At 64.0% G+C, this 20,761-nt stretch carries 21 protein-coding genes; 14 read left to right on the top strand and 7 right to left on the bottom strand.

Annotated features, from left to right (window positions below; all coding sequences use genetic code 11):
* Positions 1–61: 61 nt before the first annotated feature.
* Positions 62–217 carry a hypothetical protein gene (locus IVB42_RS34260; RefSeq protein WP_007593402.1) on the bottom strand — a complete coding sequence of 52 codons (156 nt, stop codon included), beginning with the start codon at positions 215–217 and terminating at the stop codon, positions 62–64.
* Positions 218–450: 233 nt separating this feature from the next.
* Between IVB42_RS34260 and IVB42_RS34255 the strand changes: the two genes are divergently transcribed.
* The 7 genes from IVB42_RS34255 (at position 451) to IVB42_RS34225 (ending at position 6,048) form a co-directional block, all read left to right on the top strand.
* The gene (locus IVB42_RS34255; protein ID WP_018458552.1) at positions 451–1,434 is read left to right on the top strand and encodes a Ku protein; all 984 of its coding nucleotides are present in this window, start codon (positions 451–453) and stop codon (positions 1,432–1,434) included.
* Positions 1,435–1,491: 57 nt separating this feature from the next.
* Positions 1,492–1,728, top strand: a complete 237-nt coding sequence (locus IVB42_RS34250) for a hypothetical protein (protein ID WP_018458551.1) — start codon at positions 1,492–1,494, stop codon at positions 1,726–1,728.
* A gap of 169 nt (positions 1,729–1,897) precedes the next feature.
* The gene (locus tag IVB42_RS34245; protein ID WP_018458550.1) at positions 1,898–2,080 is read left to right on the top strand and encodes a hypothetical protein; all 183 of its coding nucleotides are present in this window, start codon (positions 1,898–1,900) and stop codon (positions 2,078–2,080) included.
* 192 nt (positions 2,081–2,272) lie between these two features.
* Positions 2,273–2,437 (top strand): Flp family type IVb pilin, encoded by a 165-nt coding sequence (locus IVB42_RS34240; protein WP_018458549.1) that lies wholly within the window; start codon positions 2,273–2,275, stop codon positions 2,435–2,437.
* Positions 2,438–2,622: 185 nt separating this feature from the next.
* Positions 2,623–4,185, top strand: a complete 1,563-nt coding sequence (locus IVB42_RS34235; protein WP_018458548.1) for a hypothetical protein — start codon at positions 2,623–2,625, stop codon at positions 4,183–4,185.
* 175 nt (positions 4,186–4,360) lie between these two features.
* On the top strand, positions 4,361–5,356 hold the full coding sequence (locus tag IVB42_RS42405; protein ID WP_018458547.1) for a glycosyltransferase family 2 protein: 996 nt from the start codon (positions 4,361–4,363) through the stop codon (positions 5,354–5,356).
* 8 nt (positions 5,357–5,364) lie between these two features.
* The gene (locus IVB42_RS34225) at positions 5,365–6,048 is read left to right on the top strand and encodes a class I SAM-dependent methyltransferase (RefSeq protein WP_018458546.1); all 684 of its coding nucleotides are present in this window, start codon (positions 5,365–5,367) and stop codon (positions 6,046–6,048) included.
* 1 nt (position 6,049) lies between these two features.
* On the opposite strand, the gene IVB42_RS34220 is transcribed toward IVB42_RS34225, so the two are convergent.
* A complete protein-coding gene (locus IVB42_RS34220; RefSeq protein ID WP_247471899.1) occupies positions 6,050–6,451 on the bottom strand; it encodes a hypothetical protein in 402 nt (133 codons plus the stop codon).
* On the bottom strand, positions 6,445–7,494 hold the full coding sequence (locus tag IVB42_RS34215) for a hypothetical protein (protein WP_247471896.1): 1,050 nt from the start codon (positions 7,492–7,494) through the stop codon (positions 6,445–6,447). The genes IVB42_RS34220 and IVB42_RS34215 overlap by 7 nt, the downstream gene beginning before the upstream one ends.
* 198 nt (positions 7,495–7,692) lie before the next feature.
* Here IVB42_RS34215 and IVB42_RS34210 point away from each other — a divergent pair, with 198 nt between their 5' ends.
* The 3 genes from IVB42_RS34210 to IVB42_RS34200 all read left to right on the top strand — a co-directional run bounded on the left by IVB42_RS34210 (position 7,693) and on the right by IVB42_RS34200 (position 12,578).
* The gene (locus IVB42_RS34210) at positions 7,693–8,112 is read left to right on the top strand and encodes a hypothetical protein (RefSeq protein WP_026233607.1); all 420 of its coding nucleotides are present in this window, start codon (positions 7,693–7,695) and stop codon (positions 8,110–8,112) included.
* 215 nt (positions 8,113–8,327) lie between these two features.
* A complete protein-coding gene (locus IVB42_RS34205; RefSeq protein ID WP_018458542.1) occupies positions 8,328–9,962 on the top strand; it encodes a thiamine pyrophosphate-requiring protein in 1,635 nt (544 codons plus the stop codon).
* Between the two features lie 114 nt (positions 9,963–10,076).
* A complete protein-coding gene (locus IVB42_RS34200; protein WP_247393932.1) occupies positions 10,077–12,578 on the top strand; it encodes a GAF domain-containing protein in 2,502 nt (833 codons plus the stop codon).
* A 6-nt stretch (positions 12,579–12,584) separates the two neighbouring features.
* Here the strand turns inward: IVB42_RS34200 and IVB42_RS34195 are convergent, their stop codons facing one another.
* Positions 12,585–14,165, bottom strand: coding sequence for an MDR family MFS transporter (locus tag IVB42_RS34195; RefSeq protein WP_018458540.1), 1,581 nt, complete (start codon positions 14,163–14,165; stop codon positions 12,585–12,587).
* 155 nt (positions 14,166–14,320) lie between these two features.
* Positions 14,321–14,836 (bottom strand): YcgN family cysteine cluster protein, encoded by a 516-nt coding sequence (locus IVB42_RS34190; protein WP_026233606.1) that lies wholly within the window; start codon positions 14,834–14,836, stop codon positions 14,321–14,323.
* Positions 14,837–15,131: 295 nt separating this feature from the next.
* Here IVB42_RS34190 and IVB42_RS34185 point away from each other — a divergent pair, with 295 nt between their 5' ends.
* From IVB42_RS34185 to IVB42_RS34170, 4 genes are all read left to right on the top strand, one after another.
* Positions 15,132–17,420: a PBP1A family penicillin-binding protein gene (locus tag IVB42_RS34185; protein WP_085352296.1), complete on the top strand. Its 2,289-nt coding sequence runs from the start codon at positions 15,132–15,134 to the stop codon at positions 17,418–17,420.
* 8 nt (positions 17,421–17,428) lie between these two features.
* Positions 17,429–18,007: a DUF1214 domain-containing protein gene (locus IVB42_RS34180; protein WP_247471893.1), complete on the top strand. Its 579-nt coding sequence runs from the start codon at positions 17,429–17,431 to the stop codon at positions 18,005–18,007.
* Positions 18,004–18,588, top strand: coding sequence for a DUF1254 domain-containing protein (locus IVB42_RS34175; RefSeq protein WP_018458536.1), 585 nt, complete (start codon positions 18,004–18,006; stop codon positions 18,586–18,588). Before IVB42_RS34180 ends, IVB42_RS34175 begins: the two co-directional genes overlap by 4 nt.
* Positions 18,589–19,012: 424 nt before the next feature.
* Positions 19,013–19,189 carry a hypothetical protein gene (locus IVB42_RS34170; protein WP_247393934.1) on the top strand — a complete coding sequence of 59 codons (177 nt, stop codon included), beginning with the start codon at positions 19,013–19,015 and terminating at the stop codon, positions 19,187–19,189.
* A gap of 81 nt (positions 19,190–19,270) precedes the next feature.
* Here the strand turns inward: IVB42_RS34170 and IVB42_RS34165 are convergent, their stop codons facing one another.
* Positions 19,271–20,173 carry a universal stress protein gene (locus IVB42_RS34165; RefSeq protein WP_018458534.1) on the bottom strand — a complete coding sequence of 301 codons (903 nt, stop codon included), beginning with the start codon at positions 20,171–20,173 and terminating at the stop codon, positions 19,271–19,273.
* 253 nt (positions 20,174–20,426) lie between these two features.
* A complete protein-coding gene (locus tag IVB42_RS42105; RefSeq protein ID WP_018458533.1) occupies positions 20,427–20,555 on the bottom strand; it encodes a hypothetical protein in 129 nt (42 codons plus the stop codon).
* Between the last annotated feature and the right edge of the window lie 206 nt (positions 20,556–20,761).

The following is a 20,761-nucleotide window of genomic DNA, read 5'->3' as shown; positions in this document are numbered from 1 at the left end:
GCGCAATGTGCCGCGTTACGCGGCGAGTCGGAAGGTGCAAACCGTCCGGTCGATCTGCCGATCAGGTCCGGAAGAACACGAACCAGATGACCGCGAGGATCAGGATCGCGAGCCCGGTTGATATGGCGAGCAGCGCCGCCACCGACGGCCCAGGCTCGCCCTGGCGCGCCTCCGTCGGAGTTTCCACGATCTGACGTTGGTCTCGCGTGGTTGCCATGGTGACCTCAATTTCTGGCCGTCGCATCGGATGGCCGCGACTCCTCGCGGCGAATGTCCAGTGGCAACGCATGATCGGATATGATGTTCCGGTTTTTGCAGCCGGATCGGGCTGCAACCGCGCGCCGGGCGGCCGATTAACGCAGTTGCAAGATTCAGCGATCCGCCTTGCTATGATTCGGTGTTCCCCGATGGTATCTTCGTCTTCTGTCCCCGTTGCGTTTGGAGTAGCCCATGGCCCCCCGCGCCAATTGGAAGGGTTTTCTGCGTTTGTCGCTCGTGACCTGCCCGGTCGCGCTCTATCCGGCCACTTCGGATACCGAGAAAGTCTCGTTCAACCAGATAAACCGCAAGACCGGCCACCGGATCAAGTACCTCAAGGTCGACGCCGAGACCGGTGACGAGGTGACTTCGGAGGACATCGTCAAGGGCTACAAGGTCGACACCGACACCTATATCGAGGTCACCAAGGACGAGCTCGACGACATCGCGCTGGAGTCCACCCACACGATCGAGATCGACGAGTTCGTACCGAAGACCGACATCGACAGCCGCTATCTGATCCGCCCCTACTATCTCGTGCCCGACGGCAAGGTCGGCCACGACGCATTTGCGGTGATCCGCGAGACGATCCGGAGCATGGACAAGGTCGCGATCGGCCGCGTGGTGCTGACCAACCGCGAGCACATCATCGCGCTGGAGCCGCTCGGGAGCGGCCTGATGGGGACGCTGCTGCGCTACCCCTACGAGGTGCGCGGCGAGAAGGACTATTTCGACGACATCCAGGACGTGAAGCTGACCAAGGACATGCTCGACCTTGCAAAGCACATCGTCGAGAAGAAGTCCGGCGCGTTCGAGCCTGAGCTGTTCGAGGACCATTACGAGACCGCACTGATCGACCTCATCAACAAGAAGCGCAGCGGCGCGCCCATCGCAGCAAAGGCCGCGCCCAAGACCAGCGGCAACGTTATCAACCTCATGGACGCGCTGAAGAAGAGCATCGCGAACGAGAAGGACGCAGGCCCCGCGGCGAAGGTGGCCAAGGACGTGACCAAGGACGCCGTCAAGGGCAAGAAGCCGAAGAAGCGCGTCGAAGGCCAGCGTGAGATGCTGCTGCCGATCACCGGCAAGGGCGGCAAGGACACTGCTGCGAAAGCCGCTCCCAAAAAGGCGGACAAGCCGGTGCGCGCGCCGGCCCGGGCGAAGAAGGCCGGCTAGCGGCATCGCACAGCGCCGACGCCGTGATGCTGCCCCTCGTCGATCGGCCGACCTGACATGCCCTGGTCGACCGCGTTCGACGAACCCATCTCGTTACGTGGCGGGCGCAAGCTGCGGACGCTGCAAGAAGCTGCCGATCACATCATGCGACTGCCCGAGGATACGCAGGATGCGAGCCACTGGCAGACCGCGATCGAAACCCTGATCAACGCGGCCGAGACCGGCGGCGGCTGGATGATGTTCGCCCGCATCGCGGTGTTGCGGGCGCTGAATGCGGACGGTCGGCGCGAGTGAGCCGGGCGCCCCGCTCGAGAACAGGCTCAACAATCCGTTAAGTCAAGCCGCGCTTTCAGCGTCTGCCTGCGGCCGGAGGGCACGTAATCCTACGGAAGACAAAATTAACCGACGCTTCCCGCTCAGCGCAGCATCGTCGCCCCTCGATTGAACTCGGGGTTGCAGGCTCGTGAAGCAGCAGGACGCCAGAAAGAATTACATCGGCATCGTCAACGACGCGGCCGAGGAAGAAAGCCTGGCCGGCAGCTCCGCGCGAGCGCAGCCGTCCGTGGTCAGCTATCTGGTCGGACGTCTGGCGATAGTGCTGAAACGCTCCAGCAAGGCCGCACCGGAACGCCAGATCTCGTCCTGAGACGGGATGACGACATCGCCAAATGCGTCCGAATTGGGTGACGAAACCTTAAGTCAATCGATGTCACCATATCAAACGGCAGGTGAGGACCATCCGCCCTGCGTTTTGGCGCGCTCACGAAAACTTAGTGAATCAATTTACCATTCCGAAAACGGCACCGGCCTAGGTTGGACGGATGAACAGGAGTTGACGATGACTTTGCTCAAGTCATTTCTTGCCGACGAAAATGGTGCCACCGCCATCGAGTATTGTCTGATCGCCACCGGCATCGCGTTCGCGATCATCACGGCCGTGAACAACACGGGCAGCGCACTCCTGAGCAGCAAATTCAACTCGATCAGCGCGGCGATGAAGTAGCCGGCATAGCCGGCGCGCCGCAATCGCATCAGCACGAATCCGCGTGCAGCGCGCCGGATGATAGGCTCCTCCTTCCGATGCGGCGGCGACCCCAGTTTGATTTTCGCGAAGTTCGCATTATTGGCGTTGTGTCGCGCGGTTGCGCTGTCGTAGAGCGTAAGCTCAAACTCTAGCGGCCCTATGACATGATTCCTTCCGACAAGCCGACCTCGACAATCTGGGCTCGTCTTGGCTCGGACCGATCGACGCCGATCAGCGTTCTTGCTGTCCTGGCGGCCCTGTCGTTTCTTCCGGTGCTGCTGACCGCTATCCCCGCGATGGTCGACTATCCCAATCATCTCGCCCGGATGTACATTCTGAGCCAGAACGGCACTCCCAATGCCAATCCGTATTACGAAGTGGCCTGGGCATTCTATCCCAACCTTGGAATGGATCTGCTGGTCCCGCAAATGGCGCGGCTGATCAACGTCGAGAACGCCACGCGCCTGTTTCTGCTCCTGAGCCAATTGCTGATCGTCGGAGGCGCGCTTTTGCTCGAATGGGCCCGGAAGGGACGGGTCCATCTCGCCGGCTTTGCGGCGCTCGCTTTCCTTTATTGTCTGCCGTTCAGCTGGGGCTTCGTGAATTTCGAGTTCGGACTGGGCCTCGCTCTTTGCGGCATCGCCGTCTATCTGATGCTCGCGGAGCGCCCATGGCCACTGCGTTTCGTCGTCAACATGGTCTTCGTCGCTGCGCTGTTTGCAGCACATTTCTTCTCCCTCGGCGTCTATGGCGCGACGCTCGGCGTCTACGAGCTCTCGCGCATCCGCCATGGGCGAAGGTCGTACGGGGTCGCCGCCGCGCGGCTCGGCGCGTTGGCCATACCGGCGCTTGCCCTCTTTGGGATCATGCGCATGACCGCGGGATCGATCGGAAGCGAAGGAACGAGCTGGTTCATCGGATTCAAGCCGATCTGGCCGTTGCGCATCATGAACGGTTACAATCTGACAATCGCAGCGGCGACCGGGCTTACGCTGATGGTCTCGCTGTTCTTCGCCGCAAGACGCGGCGTCCTCAAGCTCGAAACAGCCGGGACCTGGCTCGCGATCGGCTTCGCGCTGCTCTACGTCGTCATTCCCTCGAAGCTGTTCGGAACCTCGTTCGTCGACCTGCGCGTCATTCCCGCTGCGGCTCTGATCCTGCCGGCCTTCTGCTCGCTGACGCTGCCCAGCCGGGCGTGGAGAATGGCAGCGCTCGCCGCGATCAGTGGCGTCATACTGATCAATCTCGCCGTCGTGCTCACGGTGTGGCTGCCTTACCGCACCGACTATGCGGCCATCGTCGAGTCGTTCCACAAGATCGATCGCGGCTCGCGCATCCTCGTCGCCAGCACGGACGACAATGGAGACCCGCCCTTCGCCGACCTCACCTCATATCCGATGTACTATGCACCTACGCTGGCCGTGCACTATGCCAACGCGTTCGTGCCCAATCTATTCACGGAAGCGGGCAAGCAGCCCGTGCGGCCACGCGAGGACGTGCGCCGTCTTGCCATTCCCTACGGGGGGCCGGTGCCGCTGGGCGTGCTTACCGCGATTGCGGCAAGCCGGCCGCCGGCAGGCGTTCCGCCGTTCGTCCGCACCTGGCATCAGGACTTCGACTATCTCTATGTCCTCGGGCCGCGAGCCGCAAACCCGCTGCCGGATCTGCTGGAAGCGCTGGACACCTCTGAGCGATTTGTTCTCTACAAGATCCGCCGCAAGTCCTAGACCGCAAGTCCTAGGCCGAAGCCGCGGCTGCCCAGCGTGGTTAATCGGGCATCACCATCTGCACCCGCCTTTTGGAAGCCACCGCGGTGCCCCATATCCTTAATGGTTGTGGCAAGGCGACCTTAACCACCGCCGGCATAGACTTCCGCTCCTGCAACGAGTTGGACTCTCTCGCATGGCGGCCAATTTCCAGTCGATCCGCTACAGCCTCGTCATCCCCGTGTTCAACGAGGAAGCCGTGCTGCCGGTGCTGCTGCGCAGGCTCGACCTCGTCTTGTCCCGGCTCGACGGGCCGGCAGAGGCGATCTTCGTTGACGACGGCAGCAGCGATTCCAGCTCGATCGTGCTACAGGCACTCGCCACGCGCGACCCGCGCTTTCGCTATATCGGCCTGTCGCGAAATTTCGGGCATCAGATCGCCATCACCGCCGGCATGGACGCCGCGCAAGGTGAAGCGATCATCGTCATGGATGCCGATTTGCAGGATCCGCCCGAAGTGATCGAGCAATTGATCGCAAAATGGCAGGAAGGCAACGACATCGTCCACGCCCGCCGCCTGTCGCGCGACGGCGAAAGCCGATTCAAGCGCGCGACCGCGCATCTGTTCTACCGGCTTCTCGGCAGGATGTCCTCGGTCGGCATCCCCGCCGACGTCGGCGACTTCCGCCTGATCGATCGCAAGGTGCTCGACGCGCTTCGGCAGATGCCGGAGCAGGACCGCTTCGTACGCGGCATGATCGCCTGGCTCGGCTTCCGGCAGGCGGAGGTCACCTTCCACCGCCTCGAGCGAGCAGCGGGCGAGACCAAATATCCGCTGTTCAAGATGCTGCGGCTCGCGATGAACGCCGCGCTCGGCTTTTCCGATCTGCCCTTGCGCCTGGCAATCTGGTGCGGATTGACGGTCTCAGGTCTGGCACTGCTCTATGGCGGCTGGGTGATCCTGTTGTGGCTCAGCAACGATAGTCATCTCGTGACCGGCTGGTCCTCGACGATGGTCGTCATGTCCCTGCTGTGTGGAATGAACATGCTGATGACGGGTATCGTGGGGCTTTACGTCGGCCGCATCCATGCCGAGGTGAAACGTCGACCGCTCTACGTGGTGCAGACCCGCGCTGGCTTCGACCGCAACGAGGCGGCAGCCGCACCCGCGATCCACGCCGTCAACGAGTGACACAGCGCATGACCGAGCTCTTCGACGGCTATCACGACAACTACCGTGACGTGGTCCAATCCTCGATCGACTTCTCCGGCTTGCCGCATCATTTCTTCATGCGCGCCAAGGCCGATCTGCTGGGCAACCTGATCGCGCAGCGGCTCGACACGGAGAGGCCCGACATGCTGGACGTCGGCTGCGGCGTAGGCAGCCTTCATCCACTGCTGCACGGCATGGTCGGCCGCTTGAGCGGCATCGACGTCTCGTCGGCCAGCCTGGCGCAGGCGCGCGCTGACAACGGCAGGGTCGACTACCGTGAGTTCGACGGCCGCACCTTTCCTTTCGACGATGCCAGCTTCGATCTGGTCACGGCCGTCTGCGTGATGCACCATCTCGTGCCAACGGAATGGGCGCAATTCATCGCGGAGATGCGGCGCGTGACGCGCCCCGGTGGACTCGTCTGCGTCATCGAGCACAATCCGTACAACCCGCTGACCCGTCTTGCCGTCGCGCGTTGTGAGTTCGACCGGGACGCCGTCTTGCTCGGGGCCGGCACAACCCGAAAATTGATGGCTGCCGGCGGCTTGCGCGAGATCGGTGCGCGCCATTTCCTGCTGCTGCCCTGCGACACCAAGCCGTCGCGGCGTCTCGAAGCGACCCTGAGCGGCGTGCCGCTCGGCGGCCAATACGCCGCCTACGGGACCGCTTGATCTATCTTTGCGGTATATCTCGCCGCTTGTGCACGACCGCCACGTCGTCGCTGTAGACGCGCTGCCATTGGGGCAGCCGGTCCAGCATCGCTATAGCCGGCGTCCCCGGCGCGAGCAACGTCGCGCCGATGCTGTATTCGTCGAGCAATCTGAGAAAGTCGCCGAGATCGACGAGCGCCAGGGCGCGATTGTAGCGGTTGATGAACGCTCCCCCGTACAGTTCACCGCGACCGTCGATAAAGGTGGGAATGCCGGCAAAGATCAAATAGCCACCGAAGGTATAATCGTTGAGCACGTGCCCCGCTGCGGCGAGGTTGGCTTCAGCGATGGCAGCCTGAGGGGTGATGGCCGGAGCCGGCCGTATATCACGGGCCAGCGTCGCCCCGCTCACCGCAATCAACACACCGAGGGCGGCCAGTTCAGGCGGCGCGACGAGCCGGCCGCATCTTTCCCAATCGGTCCGCCGAACTTTCGCCCCAGCGGAGCCGCCAGATAGAGCGGCGCCAGCATGGCCAGCAGATCCGCATTGCGGATCTGGGCCAGCGCGAAATGCAGCAAGCCGATCACGACCAAGGCCCGGACCACCGGCAGCGTCACGCCGCGCGAGAGCGCGAAGATCCCGGCCAGCAGCAACAGCTCGAAGAAGCCTATATGGCTGAAATCCTGCGGCCGCCATTCCGCGATCCAACCGAGCGCGGGGCCGAGGCCGAGCGTGGTCAGCGGCATCAGCAGCGGTTCCGGCCCGTAGGGGGTCAGGCAGGACGCCGCGACCGCAAGCGCCGTGAACGGCAGCCAACGCAGGAATACGCGTGGCCATTCACTACGCTCCTCGCAGAGCAGCGCCTCGAGCCCTGCAGGGCCGATCAGTCCAAGCGCCAGCACCACACTGCCGTGCAGATTGGCCCACACGACCAGCAGCGGAAGGGCCCAGTACGGCGGAGGCCCTCGACAATCCATGCAGCGTACCAGGGCCGCCGCCCAGGTCACCATCAGCGGCAGCACCAGTACATGTGGCCGCGCCAGCATATGCGGCGCCAAGAGGATGACGGCCACGATCACCATGAGCAGCGTCTGGGTCGGCGAAAGCTCGCGCAGCAGGAAGAAGGTGAACAGGCCAAAGGCGAGCGCTATCGCCGCGGCGCCGACGACGAGGACGCCTGGCCAGCCGGCGAGCGCGTAGGCTGCGGCGTAGATCACCTCCGAGAGCCATTCGAAGGTGATCCAGGGAGCGCCGTGCCTCGAAAAGGAAAATGGGTCGGTCGCTGGCAGCGTGCCATGCGCGATGATCCAGCGCCCGACCTCGATGTGGGAATAGCTGTCGGGATCATTGAGCAGCCGCGGTCCAAGGATCAGCAGCAGGCCATAGACGCCAAGGCTCACCAGCCAGGGAAGCGCCGCACGCGCCGAAAACGGTTGAACCTCGCTGTGGACGACCTGGTCACTCATGGCGAGCGCAAGTTAGGGCGCAAGCGTTAAATTCCTCTTTGACTTGACAGGGCCTGGCTTGGTGCGCGGCGGGCCGGTCACGCTTTGTGAACTATATTCCCGGTAGCGAAATCCGGGCTGCGGCGCTTTGACGACCATGCGGGTCCTGATACGCTTCACACTGTCAATCGACGAACCACGGCGGCTTGAAGGATGCGGATGAGAAGCGTGATGCTCTTGGCTTTCAGCCTCATCTTTGTTGGCGTCTGGTCGCAGGACAGCGCGAGAGGGCAGACTTCGGCCGCGCCGTCGGTTTCGCTTTCTCCGCCCAATGCATCGCCGCCGCATGCGGGCGCCAAAACTTCCAGACCTCCGCCGGCAGCATCCATCAGAGAAGCTTCGCCGCCGGTGATCGGCGGGCTTCCATCGGCGCCGAACCCAGCTGCCGACTACGATGGCTTCAGCGTAGGTATCGGCGACGGCAACGACACCTCGAGCCAGGTAGTCCCGCCTGTGAGGTCACGCAATGCGAAGGGCTCCAGGGCCGATCCGGGTGCGAAAGGCGCCGCTGAGCAATTGATCGATCAAGAAGACGAGTCGCTGAAACGCAAGCTGATGATCTGCCAAAGCTGCAAGTAGCGGTCGTAGTCCGGATGGAGCGCAGCGAAATTCGTCACTGGTCTATCCGGGTGGAACGGCCCCGGATTGCGCTGCGCTCCATCCGGGCTATGGCACTCGCTGCATAGCTGACCCACCGCGACTCTCATCGTCCGCGCTTTACCCTCCCCGGATTTCCTGATCCTCTCTCCCCTAATCGGCCGGAGCAACCGGCCTACGCCAGGGAGAGAGACGCCATGAAGCTCGGCACCGCGATTGCGGAAATCATGAAGCGCGAGGGGATCGGGATCCTCTGCGGCTATCCGGTCAACCATCTGATCGAGCATGCGGCCAAGGCCGATATCCGGCCGGTGATGGTGCGGCAGGAGCGCGTCGGCATCCACATGGCGGATGCGATCTCGCGGGTGACATCGGGACGCTCGATCGGCGCGTTCTGCATGCAGCATGGCCCCGGTGCGGAGAATGCGATGGGCGGCGTTGCGCAATGCTACGGCGAATCCGTTCCCGTACTGGTGCTGCCAATGGGCTATCAGCGCAGGCTTGCGCATATCGAGCCGAACTTCAATTCCAGCGAGGCGATGAAGGCGTTTTCGAAATCGTCGGAGCCGATCATCCTGGCCGCGGAAGTCGCCAACATTTTTCGCCGCGCCTTTACCAAGCTGAAGAACGGCCGCGGCGGCCCTGTGATCGTCGAGATCCCTGCGGACATGTGGAACGAGGAGGTGCCGGAGCCGCTGAACTACACGCCTGTGCTGCGCACCCGCTACGGCGCGGATCCCATTCATATGAAGGAGGCGGCCGACCTGCTCGTCAACGCCAAGCGCGCGGCGATCTATGCCGGCCAGGGCGTGCATTACGCCCAGGCGTGGCCACAACTGAAGCGGCTGGCCGAACGGCTCGCCATTCCCGTCACGACCAGCCTTGGGGGCAAATCGTCCTTCCCGGAAACGCATCCGCTCTCGCTCGGCTCCGGCGGCCTTGCGGTGCCGCGCGCCGTGCCGAAGTTTCTGGCTGAGGCCGACCTCATTTTCGGCATCGGCTGCTCCTTCACTGAAACAAGCTTCGGCATCGCGATGCCCAAAGACAAAACCATCATCCACTCCACACTCGATCCGAACCATCTCAACAAGGACGTGGAAGCCAGGATTGGCCTCGTCGGCGATGCCGGGCTTGTGCTCGACGCGCTGCTGGAGGAGATCGGCAAGACCGTCAGCGCGGATCGCGACGCGTCGGCGGTGGCAGCCGAGATCGCGGCTTCGCACAAGGAGTGGCTGGCGAAATGGATGCCGAAGCTCACCAGCAATGATGCGCCCTTGAGCCCCTATCGCGTGCTGTGGGACCTGCAACATACCGTCGACATCCGCAACACCATCATCACCCACGATGCCGGCAGCCCCCGCGACCAGCTTTCGCCGTTCTGGAAGTCGGTCGAGCCCCTCACCTATCTTGGCTGGGGCAAGACGACGCAACTCGGCTACGGCCTTGGGCTGGCCATGGGCGCAAAGCTCGCAAAGCCTGACAAGCTCTGCATCAATGTCTGGGGCGACGCCGCGATCGGCTTCACCGGCATGGATTTCGAGACCGCGGTGCGCGAGCGCATCCCGATCATGTCGATCCTGCTGAACAATTTTTCAATGGCGATCGAATTGAAGGTGATGCCGGTCTCGACCGAGAAATATCGCTCGACCGACATTTCCGGAGACTACGCCGCGATGGCGCGCGCCTTCGGCGGCTATGGAGAGCGGGTGACGAGACCTGAGGACATCACCCCCGCGATCAGGCGCGGCATCCAGAAGACGCAGGAAGGCGTTCCCGTGCTGCTGGAGTTCATCACCAGCAAGGAGACCGAGGTGTCGCGGCCGGGCACGTGAAGCGGGCCGGATTCCGGCAGCAAAACTCGCTGTCGCGGAGGCTGGCTCCGGCCGCAGGAGATGTGATAATCCGCCTCGGTGCCGCGCTTGTCGCGGCATCAAGCCGGATTGCGAATGACCGCCCCTTCCAACGACATCGCGGAATTTAAACGCCTGTTGCAGGCGGCCACAGCCGAGAACGCGCAGCTTCGCAGCGAGCTCGCGATTGCGCGCGATCGTCAGAACGCCAGCGCCGGGATTCTGCGCACCATCGCGGCCTCTCCGTCCGATGCCCGGCCGGTCTTCGAGGCGATCGCGTCCAGCTCCCGGCGCTTGCTCGGCGGCTTCTCCGCCACCGTGCTTCAGTTCATCGAGGACGAGCTCCACCTCGTGGCGTTTACACCAACGAGCCCCGAGGCGGACGAAGGGCTCAAGGCGTCGTTCCCGCGCAAGATTGCCGACTTTCCGACCTTTGCGCTGGTGCGTGGCGGCGAGACGATCCAGTTTCCCGATAGCGAAGCCGCGGAGGTCCCGGAGCTGAATCGGAACCTTGCGCGGCTGCGCGGCTTCCGCAGCGTGCTGTTCATGCCCCTGATGAATCGGGCGACGCCAGTCGGCATGATCAGCGTCACGCGCGCCGAGCCCGGCGCGTTCGCAGCCGACCACGTCCAGCTGCTCCAGACCTTCGCCGATCAGGCAGTGATCGCGATCGAGAATGCGCGCCTGTTCAACGAGACACGCGAGACGCTGGAGCGTCAGACCGCCACCGCCGACATTCTGAAAGTGATGGCCGCCTCGCCGTCCGACGTACAGCCGGTGTTCGACGCCATCGCGGCCAATGCCGACCGGCTGATCGGCGGCTTCTCCACCGCGGTGCTGCGCTACATTGGGGGCGCGGCGCACCTTGCGGCGTTCACGCCGACCGATCCGGCCGGCGATCGCGTGCTGCAGGCCTCGTTCCCGGTGCCATTCGCGCAGTTCCCGCCCTACCGGCTCGTGGCCAATGGTGTGGCGGCGCAATTGCCCGACACCGAAGTCGAACCCGCAGCCCGCGACATCGCGCGCGCCCGGGGCTACCGCAGCATGCTGTTCGCGCCCTTGATGAGCGACGGCGCGGCGATCGGCGTCATCATCGCCACGCGGCGCGCGACCGGCGCGTTCGGCGAGCATCACGTGCGGCTATTGCAGACCTTCGCTGACCAAGCGGTGATTGCGATCAAGAATGTCAGCCTGTTCAACACCACGAGGGAAGCGCTGGAACGGCAGACCGCGACCGCCGACATCCTCAAGGTGATCGCGGCCTCGCCCGCGGATGTGACGCCGGTGTTCCAGGCGATCTCCGACAGCGCCAAGTCCCTGGTCGGCGGACATTCCTCCACCGTCACGCGCGTCATCGACGACCTGCTGCACCTGGCCGCCTTCAGCACCGACAACGAAGCCGGCAATGAAGAGCTGCTCAATTCGTTCCCGGTGCCGCTGTCGGCATCCGGCATTCACAGCCGGGTGGCAAGAAGCGGAGAGTTCGCATTCCGCAGCGACATGCAGAACGAGCCCGACCTCACGGACGCCATGAGAGAGCTGGCGCGGACGCGAGGCTATCGCAGCATCCTCGTGATCCCGATGCTACGCGACGGCGTCGCGATCGGCACCATCGGCGTGACGCGGCCGGAGGCCGGTCCTTTCCCGGACAAGGCGATCGCCCTGCTCAAGACCTTTGCAGACCAGGCCGTGATCGCCATCGAGAACACGCGCCTGTTCAACGAGGTGCAGGACCGCACCCGGGACCTCGCCAAATCGCTCGACGATTTGCGCGCTGCCCAGGACCGGCTGGTCCAGACCGAGAAGCTGGCTTCGCTCGGCCAGCTCACCGCCGGCATCGCGCACGAGATCAAGAACCCGCTCAACTTCGTCAACAACTTTGCATCGCTCTCCGCCGAGCTGACGGACGAGCTGAACGCGGCGCTCGCGCCTGTCCCGCTCGCGGACGACGTTCGTAGCGAGGTCGACGAGCTGACCGGACTGTTGAAGGACAATCTCGCGAAGATCGTGCAGCATGGCAGGCGCGCCGACTCCATCGTCAAGAACATGCTGCTGCATTCCCGCGAGGGCGGCGGCGAGCATCGGCTGAGCGACATCAACGCACTGGTCGAGGAGAGCCTCAACCTCGCCTATCACGGCGCCCGCGCCGAGAAGCCACAGTTCGACGTGACGCTGAAGCGCGAGCTCGATCCGGCGGCCGGACAAGCGGAAGTGTTTCCGCAGGAGATCACCCGGGTGCTGCTGAACCTAATCTCGAATGGCTTCCACGCGGTCGCCAAGCGCAAGTCGGATGACGGCGCCGCCGATTACGAGCCGGTAGTGATCGCCGCGACACGCGACCGGGGCGACAGTATCGAGATCCGCATCCGCGACAATGGCACCGGCATTCCGCACGAGGTGAAGGAAAAGATGTTCGATCCGTTCTTCACCACCAAGCCGGCCGGCGAAGGCACCGGCCTCGGATTGTCGATGAGCCACGATATCGTGGTGAAGCAGCACGGCGGCACAATCGACGTCGCGACGGAGCCCGGCGCGTTCACCGAGTTCACGATTCGATTGCCGCGAAGCAGCAGCTTTCCGGACGGACGCCGCGGCTAGCGGTTCTTATTCCGCCATCTCGACGGGTTGCGTCGTGGACGGACCGGCCAGCGGCCGCTCCTCCATCATGATCAGGCAGAGCGCGGCGCCAGCCATCAGCGCGGTGGCGGCGCCGAAGACGTAGCGGAACGCATGCCGCATGTCGTCCGCGGGGATCGCATTGACGGCGCCGTGATGCTCGCCGGCGAGCGGAACGTCGGCACCGAGCGCGATGAGCAGGATGGCCGCGAACGCCGCAACCGTGAACGAGGACATAAGCGAGCGGAAGAAGTTCAACGCGCCCGTGATGGTGCCGACCTGCGGACGGGCGACCGAATTCTGCACCGAGACGACGCAGACCGGAAAGGTGGTGCCGAGGCCAAGCGCAAACGCAGCCATCAGCGTCAGCAGCGCCCAGAGCGGCAACGTCGTCAACGTGAGGCCGAGGCCGCACAGCGCTGCCCAGGACGTTCCTACGATGGCGACCCGCTTGTAGTGCTTGGCCCGCGCCATGGTGCGACCAGCGATGGCCGCGCCGCAGGTCGAGACCGCCGCGAGCGGAATCAGCGCGAGGCCCGCTTCGCTGGCGCTGAGGTGATAGACCGCCTCGTAATAGAGCGGCAGCTGCACCGTGAGGCCCGTGATCGCACCGAGCGCGCAACCGCCGGCCGTCAGCCCGAACGGCACAACCGATCCTCCGAGCAGCGGCAGCGGCAGGAACGGCTCTTCCGCCCGGCGCGCGTGCCACACGAAGGTGACCGCGAGCGCTACAGCGCCGCCCACCATCGCAAGCACGGTGGGCGAGAGCCACGGGAAGCGCGTGCCCCCCCAGGTCAGCACCAGCATGAAGACGACGGCAGAGGCCATCAGCAGCACGCCGCCGATCCAGTCGACCTTGCGCTTGCGGTGGAACACCGGAATCTTCTTCATCCTGGGCAGCAGCAACGCGATCGCCGCCGCCGCGAGCGGCACATTGATCCAGAAGATCATCGACCAGTGCAGATGCTCGGCGAACACGCCGCCGATGACCGGGCCGAGAATGCCGCCGACCATCCAGACGCTGGAGAAATAGGCTTGATACTGGCCGCGCTCGCGTGGGCTCACGACGTCGGAGATCACGGTCTGCACCACCGGCATGATGCCGCCGCCACCCAGTCCCTGGAGACCGCGTGCAAGAATCAGCATCGGCAGGTTCGGAGCGATCGCGCACAGCACCGAGCCCGCGACGAACAGGCTGAGCGAGATGATGATCATCACACGGCGCCCGTAGATGTCGCTGAGCGTGCCGAAAACCGGCGCGACCGCGGTCGAGGCGAGCAGATAGGCGGTGATGACCCAGGAGAGATTGGAGACGTCGTGGAACTGGCGTCCGATGGTCGGCAGCGCGGTGGCGACGATGGTCTGGTCCAGTGCGGCCAGGAACATCGTCAACATCAGGCTGATGACGATGGTGCGGACCTCGTCCTGCGACAGCGGCGCCGGCGGCGCGAGCGAAGGAGCGTCATCGACGCTCAAGACCTCGCTCGGAAGGCGCGACAATTCCTCGGCGATGTCGTCGGGCAATGTCTGGGTGTCGGCAGAACTGCTCTGCCGCTCGAACTTGTTCATCTCGACCGGAAGCCATGAGGCGGCGCAACACCGCGAAGGATTCGTTCTATGCAGTCAATGTAGACAGCAAAGTTCTTCTCAGGCAGGCACCGCGGCGCATGGGAGCATCCCACCCCACGGCCATCGCGAGGACGTGATCTACCTGGTGCGGCGGATCAGTCCTTCGGACGTCGCTTCAGGCGCGCCCGTTTTGGCAGCTGCGCCGGCCACTGCACGATGTGGTTCTCGAGCTCATCGTCCGGAATCTCGACCTCGCTGCCTTCGACCCGTCCGCGTACGGAGACGCCCGCGTCATGCACGGTGTCGGGATCGCCTGACACCAGGGGATGCCACCAATAGAGGTCGCGGCCTTCCGCAACAAGCTTGTAGCCGCAGCTCGGCGGCAGCCAGTTCAGGGTGCGGACATTGGCCGGGGTCAGGCGGACGCAGTCCGGAACCTTGTCGGAACGATTCGCGTAGTCCTTGCAGCCGCAGGTCACCCCATCGAGCAGCTTGCAGCCGACATGGGTGAAATAGATGTCGCCGGTGCCATCTTCCTCGAGCTTGTTCAGGCAGCAGCGGCCGCAGCCGTCGCACAGGCTCTCCCATTCGGGCCCCGACATCTCTTCCAACGTCTTGGTTTTCCAGAAGAATCCTTCCTGGCCTGAAGGTCGTTTGGGAGCTGCGGTCATGCGCCTCAACAAAAGTTCGAAAGAGCTACGGTTGGTGCCATCTAGGGCGTGCGGCCGTGGGGCTGCAAGCAACGCCCGCGTGAGGCCCGTAATGAACCGGGGTCAATTAGGCCTGTTGTTCAAAATCGCAAGCGTGACCATTGGTTTATAGGCCCTGCTCGGCTAGAAGGAACAGCGAGTCCCCACCGTCGCTGGCCGGGCGCCTTGGGTTTGCCGCAACACTCCCGCAAGACGTCTCGATGCCGCCCCCGGCCGGGTGCTTGAACGCTTTCGAACCAAGCCGCAAGGGTTCTAGGTGCGCCAGATCATACCACCGCATTGGAAGGCCCGGATCCGGAATTTCTTCCTGGACCTCGATGCGCGCATCGACTCCTCGCTGTTCTCCTCGGCCAAGGGCATCCGCGAGCTCTACGAGCGCTACTCGACCTTCATGGACCGCTTCTATGTCGGGCGTTGGAAGCGCTGGGTGTTCATCGAGCCGCTGTCGGAGGCCGCGACGCTGGGCCTCGGCGGCCTGGTTGTGATGCTGACCCTCGCCATCCCCGCCTTCCGCGAGACCGCGGACGAGGACTGGCTGAAGAAGTCCGACCTCGCGGTGACCTTCCTCGACCGCTACGGCAACCCGATCGGCAGCCGCGGCATCAAGCACAACGATTCGATCCCGTTGGAAGATTTTCCGGACGTGCTGATCAAGGCGACGCTCGCGACCGAGGACCGCCGCTTCTACGAGCATTTCGGCATCGACATCGCCGGCACCGCGCGCGCGCTCGTCACCAACGCCCAGGCCGGCGGCGTCCGCCAGGGCGGCTCTTCGATCACCCAGCAGCTCGCCAAGAACCTGTTCCTGAGCAACGAGCGCACCATCGAGCGCAAGGTCAACGAAGCCTTCCTCGCGGTCTGGCTGGAATGGCGCCTGACCAAGAACGAGATCCTCAAACTGTATCTCGACCGCGCCTATATGGGCGGCGGCACCTTCGGCGTCGACGGCGCCGCGCATTTCTACTTCAACAAGTCGGCACGTGACGTGACGCTCGCCGAAGCCGCGATGCTCGCCGGCCTGTTCAAGGCGCCGACCAAATACGCGCCCCACATCAACCTGCCCGCCGCCCGCGCCCGCGCCAATGTCGTTCTCGACAATCTCGTCGACGCCGGCTTCATGACCGAGGGCCAGGTGTTCGGCGCCCGCCGCAACCCCGCCTTCGCGGTCGACCGCCGCTACGAGGCGTCGCCGAATTATTATCTCGACTACGCCTTCGACGAGATGCGCAAGCTGGTCGACACCTTCCCGAAATCCTACACTGAGCGCGTCTTCGTGGTCCGGCTCGCGATCGACACCAACGTGCAGAAGGCGGCGGAGGACGCGGTCGAGAACCAGCTGCGCCAGTTCGGCCGCGACTATCACGCGACGCAGGCCGCGACCGTCGTCTCCGATCTCGACGGCGGCATCCGCGCCATGGTCGGCGGCCGCGACTACGGCGCCAGCCAGTTCAACCGCGCCACCGACGCCTATCGCCAGCCGGGCTCGTCGTTCAAGCCTTACGTCTACACCACCGCGCTCCTCAACGGCTTCACGCCGAATTCGATCGTGGTCGACGGCCCGGTCTGCATCGGCAATTGGTGCCCGCAGAACTATGGCCATTCCTATTCCGGCGCGGTGACACTGACGCAGGCGATCACGCGCTCGATCAACGTTGTACCCGTCAAGCTGTCGATCGCGATCGGCCAGAAGGAGCAGCCGAAGGCGCCGAACCCGGCCAAGATCGGCCGCGCCAAGATCGTCGAGGTCGCGCGCCGCTTCGGCCTCAAGGCACCGCTGCCCGACACGCCGTCGCTGCCGATCGGCTCGGACGAAGTCACCGTGCTCGAGCACGCGGTGGCGTACGCGACTTTCCCCAACCGCGGCAAGGCAGTGACGCCGCATTCCGTGCTGGAAGTGCGCACCGGCGCGGGCGATCCGGTCTGGCGCTGGGACCGCGACGGGCCGAAGCCGCGCCAGGCGATTCCCGCCTCCGTAGCCGCCGACATGGCCGGCATGATGAGCCACGTCGTCAGCGAAGGCACCGCGCGCCGCGCAGCCCTCGACGGCATTCCGACCGCGGGCAAGACCGGCACGACGAATGCGTATCGCGACGCCTGGTTCGTCGGCTACACCGGCAATTTCACCTGCGCGGTCTGGTACGGCAATGACGACTATTCGCCGACCAACCGCATGACCGGCGGCTCGCTGCCGGCGCAGACCTGGCACGACATCATGCTCGCGGCGCATCAGGGCGTCGAGGTCCGGGAGATCGCCGGTATCGGCATGGGCCAGAAGCTGCCGCCCGAGCGGATCACCAACGCACAGGCCAATGCGGCGCCGAAGGTGCTGGAGACCAAGCCCGGTCCGCCGCCCGTATTGACCAAGCGCGGCGCCGACGTTTTGGTGCGCGTCGAGAAGCTGCTGGATGACGCGGCCAGGACCGCGGCCAAAGCGGCCGCCACCGACCCCAAGCAAGCCAAACCGGCATCGTCCACGAGCGCGCTCGCCTTCCCGCAGAACTATGCGGAAGAGAATGCGAACGCATCCGCCCCGCGCAAGAACTGACCGAACAAGTGCGGCTGATCCTGATCACATTGACGGCCCTTCTGCTCGCAACCGTGGTGGGCGTCGGCGCGACCTGGATGACGACGATGCGCGGCACCGAGATCGGCGCGCTGACCATCGGCCCCTGGACCGCGCGTCCGCGCACCGGCACCGCCGACGTCGATCCCTATTCGCGCGCCACCATCGTGCGCAACGGCGAGCTGCCTATCGGCACCGGCGACGGCGTCGCCTTCACCGCCACCGCCGACGACAAGAAGAAGGTGCTCGACGGCCGCTGCGACGTCGTGGTCTCCGGCGTGACACCGCCGGCACGGTTCTGGACGCTGACGCTCTATGACCGCAAGGGTCATCTCGTTCCCAATTCGCTGCAGCGCTACGGCTTCACCAGCCAGGAGATCGTGCGGCAGTCCGACGGCTCGTTCGAGATCCGCATCGCCTCGCGCTCGCGCGCCGGCAACTGGCTGCCGACTGGCGGCATCGAACGCTACACGCTGATGCTGCGGCTCTACGACACCCCGGTCGGCGTTGCCACGCGCACCCAGCGCGACGCGCCGATGCCCACGATCACGACGGCGGGCTGCTCATGATCCGGCTGTTGTTCACCATCGTTGCCGGCGTGGTGCTGGGCCTCGTGGTCCATCTCGTCAGCGTGCTGGCGTTGCCGCGGATCGCGACCCAGGACGCCTATTCGCGGCTGACGCCGATGACGAAACTCAACGCCGTCACGCAGCTTCCGCTCGCCGATCCGCAGACCTCGCCGATGCCGTTCATGGACCCGGCCTTTGCGCTCGCGATCTGCCGCTACGATCTGTCGAACGGGCCGATCAAGCTGACGGTCCCCGTCAGCCAGGCCTACACGTCGGTGTCGTTCTACACCCGCAACGAGATCGCCTACTACGCCATCAACGACCGCTCGGCCGGCAAGAAGGTGATCGAGCTCGACCTGATGACCGAGCCGCAGCACAACGAGCTGCCCGAAGACGAAGAGATCACCGCCGCCGACCGCCTGATCATCGATTCCCCCAGCACCACCGGCCTGATCGTGATGAAGGCGCTCGCCCCCGAGCCCGGCCTGATGCCGCAAGCGCAGTCAACCCTCGCTGCCGCGAGCTGCGGACCGCAGACCGAGCCGCCGGCCAAGGCGGAAGCACCGCGCGGACGGCGCTGAGGTGCGGCTTCGGCGGCGCAAAAACAAAAAAACGAAAAACAACCCCATGCACAGTAGCGGGGGTATTGAAATCATTAGCCATTTTGATTGCACCAACTAGGCGTTTGCCGAACCGATACATCCCTGCCCGTCGTGCTGTTCAGCTTTGACACGTCGGGCAAAACACTGGCAGAATGGCATCATCGAAAGTTCACCCGCGCGGAGCAATCCGCCGCGGGTTTTTTCATGCCGGAGCGCAGGTGCCATGATCGAGAAACACTATTGTCCCCCGTGCGGGCGGGACTAGCGACGCTGATGTCCCGAGCACCGGTCTGTTACTTCAAGATCCGTGCTGATTCCAAATCCTCAATTCCGCTCGGTTTGGCGTCAACTGTTCCCGATCACGGACGGCCGGTCACCAAGTGCTAAACGCGGAGATTGAGCAATGCCAAAGCATGACGAAACATCGAAGCAGCGGGACAAGCGGGAACTCGACGAGGAATTGGACCGGCAATTGCAGCAAACCTTTCCGGCCAGCGATCCGCTGAAGATCACGCGGGGCTCAACCAAACCACAAGCAGCAAAGCCGGCTGCGCGCGACAGCGAACGACGGCGCCGCTAGTCTATCGATCAGCCGACAGAGCGGGAGCCGTGGTCTCGCGGAAAGAAGGGTTCGCCGGCGAGCGATGAGCCGCGGTACGCGTCACGCCTTCGGGTCGGTGCCGATCAGCGGATTTGACATTGTGCGTTCAGAGCCGGCGGGAGGAACAACGAGAACGTCCACACTCAACGAACGCAGGACTTCTTCCGTTACGCTCCCGATCAAGGCCCGAACCAATCCAGATCGCCCGTGCGTCCCCATCACCAGCATGTCAGGCTGCCTCTCCGAAACAGCACGGGTGATGACCTGCATGGGCCCGCCCTCGCCGACCTGGAGAGACCATCGTTGCGTGCCGAGCTTGTTCGCCACCAGAAACTTCGTCAGCTCCTCCGTTGCCTTCAGACGCTCGCTATCGACATATCCGCTGATGACGGCCGCGCTCGCACCGGAGCGGACCAATCGCGCTTTCGTCATCGGCGAGAAGGCGTGAAGGATCGTTGTTGCGCCCTGTGTCAAGAGTCCGGTGGACAGCCCCACGCGGATTGCATCGGCGGATGTATCCGACATATCGACCGGCACCAGAGCGCGTTCATAGCGCCGCTGCGCCTCGTTGTTCACCATCAGAACCGGATACCTTCCTCCGCGAATTACACGCTCGATTGTGGTGCCTGTGAAGATGTCGCGCAGAAACTGCTTACGATGGGCTCCCATTACAACGAGATCCGCGTCGGCTGCTGCAGCCGCTCGCAATATCCCGTCAAAGGGATGGCCCTTGACCACGATCGGGTAGCACTGAACGTTTTGCAGCTCCGGCATGGATGCGATCTGCTCAACCAGCACCCGCTGTGCCTCACGCTCTTCGATGCGGATCAGCTCGGCTGGCTGATCCTCGTCGACGACATGAACAAGGTGCAGAGTTGCATCAGGGGAGCGCGCCAGGAGGCCGGCCTGCCGCAAAGCGCGATTGGACCGCGTCGAGAAATCTGTCGCAGCGACGATATTCATGTCAGAATCCTTACAATTGCGAACGGCCGCCGGCCCGATGGCCTGCCAAGCTCGACCAGCGCGGCAATTCGGTTGCCTTGCGGAGGGCCTATGACGCTGTTGCCTGCCAGCTTCGTTCGTCCGGTTTGGCCTGGACCGACGATCTGGAGCCGAGAAGCAACCAAGCATCGCGCCCCGCGAACATGCGGCGCACGATATCTTTCTCGCTCATAAGCAACTGTTGTACGCGGTGACGGAGGTGAACCTCCCAACGTCACCTTTTAGGATCGTGAGGAATTGGCGCTCGGCGGCGAGCGAATGCCTCGCGGAAGCCATCGGGATCTGAAATCCAGATGAACATGACCCATGAGGTCAGGACGAGCAGCGCGAAGAACACCGACATGAGAAATTCCCGGCTTTGGTTGCAGAAATGTTGAGGTACCATCCCGGACGATCTGAATCGTCCGGGTTACCGGCGGATCTGCAGCTGGGTCCTATAAATCCGGCGTCGTAGCGTTGTAGTCATCACTGCCTCTGTTTGCGGTGCGGCTCGCTTGCGAGCGGCATGTGCATTGCTCGCTCTGCCGGGCACCGAGCTTCCAGCCCTCG

The sequence above is a fragment of the Bradyrhizobium sp. 45 genome, assembly GCF_023073155.1.
Taxonomy (GTDB): Bacteria; Pseudomonadota; Alphaproteobacteria; order Rhizobiales; family Xanthobacteraceae; genus Bradyrhizobium; species Bradyrhizobium canariense_D.
The sequence above is the reverse complement of the archived record's forward strand: the minus strand, read 5'-3'. Positions and strand labels throughout refer to the sequence as shown.

Bases quoted from the DNA above. Each gene is read 5' to 3' on its own strand.
- IVB42_RS34260 (WP_007593402.1), bottom strand. From the start codon at position 217: ATGGCAACCACGCGAGACCAACGTCAGATCGTGGAAACTCCGACGGAG.
- IVB42_RS34255 (WP_018458552.1), top strand. From the start codon at position 451: ATGGCCCCCCGCGCCAATTGGAAGGGTTTTCTGCGTTTGTCGCTCGTG.
- IVB42_RS34250 (WP_018458551.1), top strand. From the start codon at position 1,492: ATGCCCTGGTCGACCGCGTTCGACGAACCCATCTCGTTACGTGGCGGG.
- IVB42_RS34240 (WP_018458549.1), top strand. From the start codon at position 2,273: ATGACTTTGCTCAAGTCATTTCTTGCCGACGAAAATGGTGCCACCGCC.
- IVB42_RS34235 (WP_018458548.1), top strand. From the start codon at position 2,623: ATGATTCCTTCCGACAAGCCGACCTCGACAATCTGGGCTCGTCTTGGC.
- IVB42_RS42405 (WP_018458547.1), top strand. From the start codon at position 4,361: ATGGCGGCCAATTTCCAGTCGATCCGCTACAGCCTCGTCATCCCCGTG.
- IVB42_RS34225 (WP_018458546.1), top strand. From the start codon at position 5,365: ATGACCGAGCTCTTCGACGGCTATCACGACAACTACCGTGACGTGGTC.
- IVB42_RS34215 (WP_247471896.1), bottom strand. From the start codon at position 7,494: ATGAGTGACCAGGTCGTCCACAGCGAGGTTCAACCGTTTTCGGCGCGT.
- IVB42_RS34210 (WP_026233607.1), top strand. From the start codon at position 7,693: ATGAGAAGCGTGATGCTCTTGGCTTTCAGCCTCATCTTTGTTGGCGTC.
- IVB42_RS34205 (WP_018458542.1), top strand. From the start codon at position 8,328: ATGAAGCTCGGCACCGCGATTGCGGAAATCATGAAGCGCGAGGGGATC.
- IVB42_RS34200 (WP_247393932.1), top strand. From the start codon at position 10,077: ATGACCGCCCCTTCCAACGACATCGCGGAATTTAAACGCCTGTTGCAG.
- IVB42_RS34195 (WP_018458540.1), bottom strand. From the start codon at position 14,165: ATGAACAAGTTCGAGCGGCAGAGCAGTTCTGCCGACACCCAGACATTG.
- IVB42_RS34190 (WP_026233606.1), bottom strand. From the start codon at position 14,836: ATGACCGCAGCTCCCAAACGACCTTCAGGCCAGGAAGGATTCTTCTGG.
- IVB42_RS34175 (WP_018458536.1), top strand. From the start codon at position 18,004: ATGATCCGGCTGTTGTTCACCATCGTTGCCGGCGTGGTGCTGGGCCTC.
- IVB42_RS34170 (WP_247393934.1), top strand. From the start codon at position 19,013: ATGCCAAAGCATGACGAAACATCGAAGCAGCGGGACAAGCGGGAACTC.
- IVB42_RS34165 (WP_018458534.1), bottom strand. From the start codon at position 20,173: ATGAATATCGTCGCTGCGACAGATTTCTCGACGCGGTCCAATCGCGCT.
- IVB42_RS42105 (WP_018458533.1), bottom strand. From the start codon at position 20,555: ATGTCGGTGTTCTTCGCGCTGCTCGTCCTGACCTCATGGGTCATGTTC.